The sequence below is a fragment of the Paraburkholderia sp. EG304 genome (assembly GCF_046543485.1).
Classification (GTDB): Bacteria; Pseudomonadota; Gammaproteobacteria; order Burkholderiales; family Burkholderiaceae; genus Paraburkholderia; species Paraburkholderia youngii.
The window spans coordinates 1-6,434 of the sequence record NZ_JBKGUA010000130.1; the positions used below are offsets into that span (position 1 = coordinate 1).

Genomic DNA, 6,434 nt, shown 5'->3' on the forward strand with positions numbered 1-6,434 from the left:
GGCACAGGCTGACGAGCTGGTCATGAAAGCCCTTGCCCAAGCTCCTCGGCGATGCAACGAAGGCCTCGTCCCTGAGCGAGGCAAGCTCGACGGTCGGGCTTGCTTCAAAGCGATGGCCAACCGGCAGCGCCACGCAGATGGGCTCGCTCAACAACGCAGCGAGGCGCAGGTGCGGTGTCGTCGTTCCCGGTGCCCGCATGAAGGCGATGTCCGCCCTGCCCTGCTCCAGCGCGTTGATCTGCTCCTGGGTAGTGGCCTCCCGCATCGTGAAGGTGATGCCGGGGTTGGCCTGTCGAAACGTGCGCAGCACGCGCAGCAACGGGACATACGGGGTGATGTTGATGCAGGTCAGGGTGAGGTGGCCTTCAATGCCCTGTGCGACCCGGCGCGTCTGCGCGACGCCCTCTTCGAGGGACTGCACCGTGCGGCGGGCGGTTTCAAGGAAAGCCACGCCGGCCGGGGTCAACGCCACGCTGCGGTTGGTCCGTTCGAACAATGGCGCGCCCACCAGGCCCTCGAGCCGGCGGATGGCCTGGCTCAGCGGCGGCTGCGCCATGTGCAGCCGCTCGGCCGCGCGATTGAAATGCAGCTCCTCGGCCACGGCGATGAACTGTTGGAGCAGGCGGGTCTCGATCACTTGGACGTCTCCGCTTCCATCAGCTCCCGGCGCTGGGCCTCGATCCAGGCGTCGCCGGCGGCACGTGCCTGGGCGTCCAGTTCCTTGTTCTGCCGCTCGATCGCCTGGTACTCCGCCCATACCTCGGGCGTGATCGTGTCGAGTCGATGGTCCGAACGCAGCGCGATCGAGGGAGCGGCGCCCGTGGAGACCGTGAAGTTGTCGAACAGCCATTGCCGTCGCTGCCCGGGCGAGGCATGCAGCAGGTCGGGTTCCGCATAGGTCTGCATCGGCAGGGTCTGCTCGGCGAGCGGGGTGTCCGAAGAAATCCGCGCCAGCCTGACGACGAGGCGCTCATGGTCCCGGTCCTTCCGATACAGGGCGACGGTGTCGCCGTCGATCCACAGCGCGTACCAGTACCCCGCGATGGGATGGACCTGGAAGGGCCGCTCACGGACCAGGATCAGATCGCCGGGGTCTCTGTAAAGTGCCCGCCAGCCCGGAGCGGCCGGGCGGATGCTGCAGTCGGCCGTCCCTTTCATGATCGTGTCCAGTGTCGGCGTGCCATTGCGTCCGGCAAGCCGCGTCGTCCAGCAGCGTGACCCGTCACGGTTATGCGAGGCGATCAACACCGCGTCTTCGTCCAGCACCACGGCATCGGTATGCACGAACTGGTCGCCCGCGGCGTCAGGATCCTGCAGGAGCGCCGAGAATCCTTGATCGGACAGCCTGTTGCCGTCCACGTACAGCACGTACGTCGTGTAGTGCTGATACCGGCTGACGTTGATGTCCAGTCGGCTTTCGGTCACGGCCACGACCTTCAGCGTGTCCGAGGAAAGCACGGTTTCCCTGTTGGTCCGGGCGCATGCCGTCAACAGCGGCGCCGCACACACCAGCAGCGCGGCGGAAAGCAGGAGGAAATCCAGTCTGAAGCTCATCGCGCTGCGGCCTGCGGGTGTGGGGCGGACCCGTGCAAGCATATCTGCTTCGGCGGCGCGTATCGGCCCGCATTGCCGGCCTTCATCGTGTTGTCGGCCAGCGCGGCACCGGAAGGTGCCGCACCGCCCTGCCCCGCTCGATCAGAAGCTGTAATCGAGCGACACACCCACCGTGCGCGGCTGCATCATCACGGCGTTCCAGCGCCGGTATTCCTGCGCGCCTGCCGCAGGAATCGTCCTGCCTGCCGCCACGTAGATGTCCTTGTTGGTGAGGTTGGTGATGAAGAAGCGTACGGTGGTGTTCTGGCTGCTCACTTCCGCGGTCAGATCGACGGTGGTGTAGCTGGGCAGGTCGAAGGACTGCGTCGACGCCACCGAGGCCGCGCGCTCGCCGTAATAGCGCAGCGCGCCACCGACGCTCCAGCCCCACTCGCCACGCGTCGGGAACTGGTAGTCGGCCTGCAGGCTGCCTGCCCATTCGGGTACCTGCGGCAGCTGTGCACCGGATTCAGCCTGGTTGGGGCCGCCGGGGCGGGCCGGCGGAATCGGTGCGGTCAACTTCGCATCGGTGTAGGTCAGGCTGCTGCTCAGGCGCAGACCGTCGACCGGCATCAGCGCGCCGGTGAATTCAACGCCCTGGCTGCGTGCTTCGCCACCATTGACGCCGTAGGAGATGCCCTGGGGCGTGAGCAGGTTCAGGCGGATGTCATCCCAATCGATCCGGAAAGCCGCCACTTCCACCAGCGCACGCCGGTCCCAGAAGTGGGTCTTGAGGCCGGCTTCGTAGTTGATCAGCGTGTCCGACTTCACCTGCGACGGCACCTCGGGGGCGGCCGGCAGGATGGGGTTCGGGCTGCCGGCGCGATAGCCGGTGGCCACGCGCACGTAGGCCATGGTGTCCTCGCCGAGGAACAGCCGCGGACTGGCGCTCCAGGTGGTCACGCTTTCCGAGGATTCGGTGATGCGCTGCACCCCATCGCCGCCCAACGGACCGCCGAGCGTCTGGCGGAACTCCTGGTCATTGCGCGCGTGGCGCACACCCAAGGCCAGATCGAAGCGGTCGGTGAACTTCCACGTTGCGTTGCCGAACAGGGCTTTTTCCTTATAGGTCGTGAGCACCGAGGCGGTGAACAGATCGAGCACCGGGTCGAACGCCGGGCTCAATGCACTGCCGCGCTCGATGTAGGCGGCATCCTCATCGGTGTAGAACGCGCCGAGCTGCCACTCCAGGCGGCTGTCGCCCTTGGACGTCAGGCGCAGTTCCTGGGTCCACTTCTTCAGTTCGATATCCGTGTCCAGGCCGGCATAGGCCATCACCGGACCGACGCCCGGCTTCTGGCCGAGCAGCGGGATGTATTCCACCGACTGGTCCTGCAGGCGCCACGAGTTGGATCTCATCCAGCTGCTGGCAGAGGTGAGATCGGCCCAGCCCAGATCCCAGTCCACCGTCAGGCCGTACACGTCGTACTTGATCGTGCTGGGCTGCAGGAACAGGTATTCATTGGCGTAGCCGGGCAGCTTCGGTTTGAAGGTGGCCGGGTCCAGCGCGACCGTCGCGAAATTGTCGCCCTTGTTTTCCTGGCGCATCGCGGTGAGCAGGACATCCACCGTGTCCGACGCCTTCCACAACAGCGAAAGGCGGCCGGCATTCTGGTACACATCGTTGGTGTCGCGGCGATGCAGGACGCTGTTGTCGATCCAGCCCGGGCTGGTCTGCTCGGCGTAGCTGGCGCGCAGGGCCAGCTGACCCTGCACCAGCGGTACGTTGACGGCGGCACGCTCGGAATGGCCGACCCGGCCGCCGTCGTCGACAACGCGCATCGTGGCGCCGACGCGGCCCGAGAAGTCCTCCAGGTCGGGCCGCTTGGTGACGTACTTGACCACGCCGCCCAGCGCACTGGCACCGTACAGCGTGCCCTGCGGCCCGCGCAGTACTTCCACGTTCTGCACGTCGTAAGGCAGCAGGTCGAACATGCCGGAGGTCGCACCGGACAGCGAGCCATTGGCGGTCAGCGGCACATCGTCGACATAGATCGAGGTCGAGGCGGTGTTGCCCATCGGGGTGATGCCGCGGATCGAGATCGTCGATCGGCCCGGCGCGCCGAGGCTGCTGACCTGCAGGCCGGGGACCAGCCCGGCCAGATCGTTCATGTTGTTGACCTGGAGGCGGTCGAGCTGCTCTTCGCTGATGACGCTGATGGACATCGGGATATCGGTCACCACTTCCACGCGTTTCTGCGCGGTCGCGGTCACGGTGCCCAAGGTATGCACGTCGTCGCGGTTGGGGTTCTCGGCGGCGACCTGTGCCAGTGCCGTGGTGCTGCAGCCCAGGGCCAGGAGGCCTGCAGTGCAGGCCAGCGACAACGCGTTCATTCGGAGCGAACAGTGACTCATGTGATGAGACCTCGGTAGCGAAGCTGGACGCCCACGGCAATGGGCACGGAATGCAGCAGTCAGGGCACCCCGTCATGCTGGGGTGGTGCCGGCCTGGCAATGACGCTCCTGGGATGAATGGCTAAGTAAAAGCCCATATAGGACACAATAGTCCTGGTCAGAGAACTGTCAATCCTGCGTCGCAGCATTGACACCCTGTCGTGCGCCAGGCGCGCCCCGCGCCTCAGCTCCCGGCGCCCCAGACCGCCTCGTCGCACCAGATCGTGCCGTCGCGATAGACGACTCCCGGGGTACGGTCCTGCTGGAGGAAGGTCGGACCGTCCAGGTCGACGAGATCACAGCGCTGCCCGACCACGAAGCCCGGCGCGGCCCCCAGGCTGCTGCAGACCATGCAGCCGACCATCACGCCCAGCTCCGCCTCGCGCGCCGCGGCCGCGATCAACAGCGCTTCGGTCAGGCCGCCGCATTTATCGAGCTTGATGTTGAATACCTTGAAACGGCCCTTCAGCCCTTCCACGTCCGCGAGGGTGAGCGCGCTCTCGTCCGCGGCGAGCGGGATGGGCGACCCGAATCCATCGAGATCGGCTTCGCGCCCGCGCGCCAATGGCTGTTCGATCAGCGACACATCGGCTGCCAGCATGGCCGTCACCAGGCGGTCGAGATCACCGATCTGATAGCCCTGGTTGGCGTCCACGCCCAGCCAGACATCCGGGCGCACCGCACGGATGGCGGCGACGCGCGCGATGTCGAGGTGCAGGTCACCGGTCAATTTGACCTTGATCGAGCGCGCCTGCCGATACGCAACCGCGGCCGCCGCCATGGCGGCGGGCTCGTCGGCACCGACCGTGAAGGTTGTCGGCAGCGGCCGTGGCGCAGCGAGCCCGGCCAGCGCCCAGACTGGTGTGCCGGTCTGCTTGGATTCCAGTTCCCACAGCGCGGCATCGACCGCGTTGCGTGCGCCGCCGGCGGGCAGGATCGTGCGCAGTTCCTCGCGTGTCGGATGGGCTTCGATCGCATCGCGCGCCGCTTCCAGCTGGATGCGCATGGTCTCGATGTCTTCGCCAAGGTAATAGACCCCGGTCGCCTCGCCGCGGCCGACATGCGTGCCGTCATCCAGGGTGACCAGGCAGGCCAGCCGGGAGTCGAACACGTGACTGGCGATGCGGAAGGGGGCTGCGAGACGCAGCGCGTCCACCGCGATACCGAGTTTTAGGCGGGCCATCAGGTGTTCGCCCCGTCGGCGCCACGGTCACGCGTGATCGGGGGCATCGCCAATAGCGTGATCGGACACATTTCGTTTCCCTGCCTGAAGGTGAGTAATTCTCACATTGAGACAGTAGTTCTCCATCAGGAGAACTGTCAATGGGCGCCTTTAGGGACGCCCTCCCTCTTCTCTTGGCTTCCGTCTACTTCACCGGCTCGACAGCCGGGGCGAGCGCCGCCGCGATCCGCGACAGATGTTTGTTCCAGTCGAACTTCTGCCCTTCCGGGGTCCAGCCCAGGCGCACGATCACGGCATCCTGCGAGGGGATCACCGCCACGATCTGGTGGTTGTGGCCCATCGCCATGAACGCATCGGGTGGCATATCCTGCAGCACCTTGCGCCCCACTTCCGTGGCTTCTGCGCGGTTCAACCACAGCTGCGCGCCGTAGGAGGGGCGCGGCGATACAGGGGTCGGCGTCAGCGCGAAGTCGAGCCATTCCTGTGACAGCAGCCGCTTGCCGCCGGCCTGGCCGTGGTTCAGGTGCAGCAGCCCGTAGCGCGCCCAGTCGCGCGCCGTCGCATAGGCGTACGAACTGCCGACCAGCACACCGGATTCGTCCGGTTCGATCAGCGCGCTGCGCATGCCGGCGGGCTCGAACAGCCGCTGCTGCGCGAAACGGGTCATGCCTTCCAGGGTGCCGCCGGTCGCCTCGAAGACGATCCGCGACAGCAGGTTGGTCGTGCCCGACGAATAGCTCCAGAACGTGCCCGGGGCGTGCTCCAGCGGCGAAGCGGCCGCCAGTGCACCCATGTCGCCCGCTTCGAAGAGCATCCTGATCGAGTCATTGCCGGGTTTGTAACTTTCGACGAACGCCAGCCCGCTCGACATCGTCAGCAGCTGGCGCAGCGTGATGGCGCCACGCGGATCGCCTGCACCCTTCCATTCGGGCACCGGCGCAGGCGCATCCAGCTTGAGCACGCCGTCATCGACCAACAGGCCGACCAGCGTGCCCATGATGCTCTTGGTCGCCGACCAGCCCAGCATGCGGGTGTTCTGGTCGAAGCCGGGTGCATAGCGTTCGGCGACGATCGCCCCGCCCTGCACCACCAGGATCGCGCGGGTGTCCGGGTAACCGCCCACGTTCTGCTCATCGAAGGCGGCCTGCACCGCTGCATCGAGTGCGGCCCGGTCGAGGTGCGCTTCAGCGGCGGCCTGCAGTGCCGGCACAGGCTGGTCGCCCTGCGGCCATGGGCGTGCAGAGAGCGGCGACAGCGGTTTGAG

Annotated in this window: 5 protein-coding genes; all 5 read right to left on the reverse strand. The window is 66.5% G+C overall.

Going from position 1 to position 6,434, the window contains the following annotated elements:
• A partial coding sequence (locus ACLFKU_RS42135) for a LysR family transcriptional regulator (RefSeq protein ID WP_410853186.1) occupies window positions 1–637 on the reverse strand: 637 nt, incomplete at its 3' end.
• On the reverse strand, window positions 634–1,554 hold the full coding sequence (locus tag ACLFKU_RS42140; RefSeq protein WP_410853187.1) for a hypothetical protein: 921 nt from the start codon (window positions 1,552–1,554) through the stop codon (window positions 634–636). The genes ACLFKU_RS42140 and ACLFKU_RS42135, both read right to left, overlap by 4 nt.
• 141 nt (window positions 1,555–1,695) lie before the next feature.
• On the reverse strand, window positions 1,696–3,927 hold the full coding sequence (locus tag ACLFKU_RS42145) for a TonB-dependent receptor (RefSeq protein ID WP_410853188.1): 2,232 nt from the start codon (window positions 3,925–3,927) through the stop codon (window positions 1,696–1,698).
• A 244-nt stretch (window positions 3,928–4,171) separates the two neighbouring features.
• The gene (locus ACLFKU_RS42150; RefSeq protein WP_410853189.1) at window positions 4,172–5,170 is read right to left on the reverse strand and encodes a dipeptide epimerase; all 999 of its coding nucleotides are present in this window, start codon (window positions 5,168–5,170) and stop codon (window positions 4,172–4,174) included.
• A 184-nt stretch (window positions 5,171–5,354) separates the two neighbouring features.
• Window positions 5,355–6,434 (reverse strand): serine hydrolase domain-containing protein (locus tag ACLFKU_RS42155; protein WP_410853190.1); only part of this gene is annotated, 1,080 nt, incomplete at its 5' end.

What these genes read in the sequence shown, in the direction of transcription:
- ACLFKU_RS42140 (WP_410853187.1), bottom strand. Translation starts at nt 1,554, where the DNA reads ATGAGCTTCAGACTGGATTTCCTCCTGCTTTCCGCCGCGCTGCTGGTG.
- ACLFKU_RS42145 (WP_410853188.1), bottom strand. Translation starts at nt 3,927, where the DNA reads ATGAACGCGTTGTCGCTGGCCTGCACTGCAGGCCTCCTGGCCCTGGGC.
- ACLFKU_RS42150 (WP_410853189.1), bottom strand. Translation starts at nt 5,170, where the DNA reads ATGGCCCGCCTAAAACTCGGTATCGCGGTGGACGCGCTGCGTCTCGCA.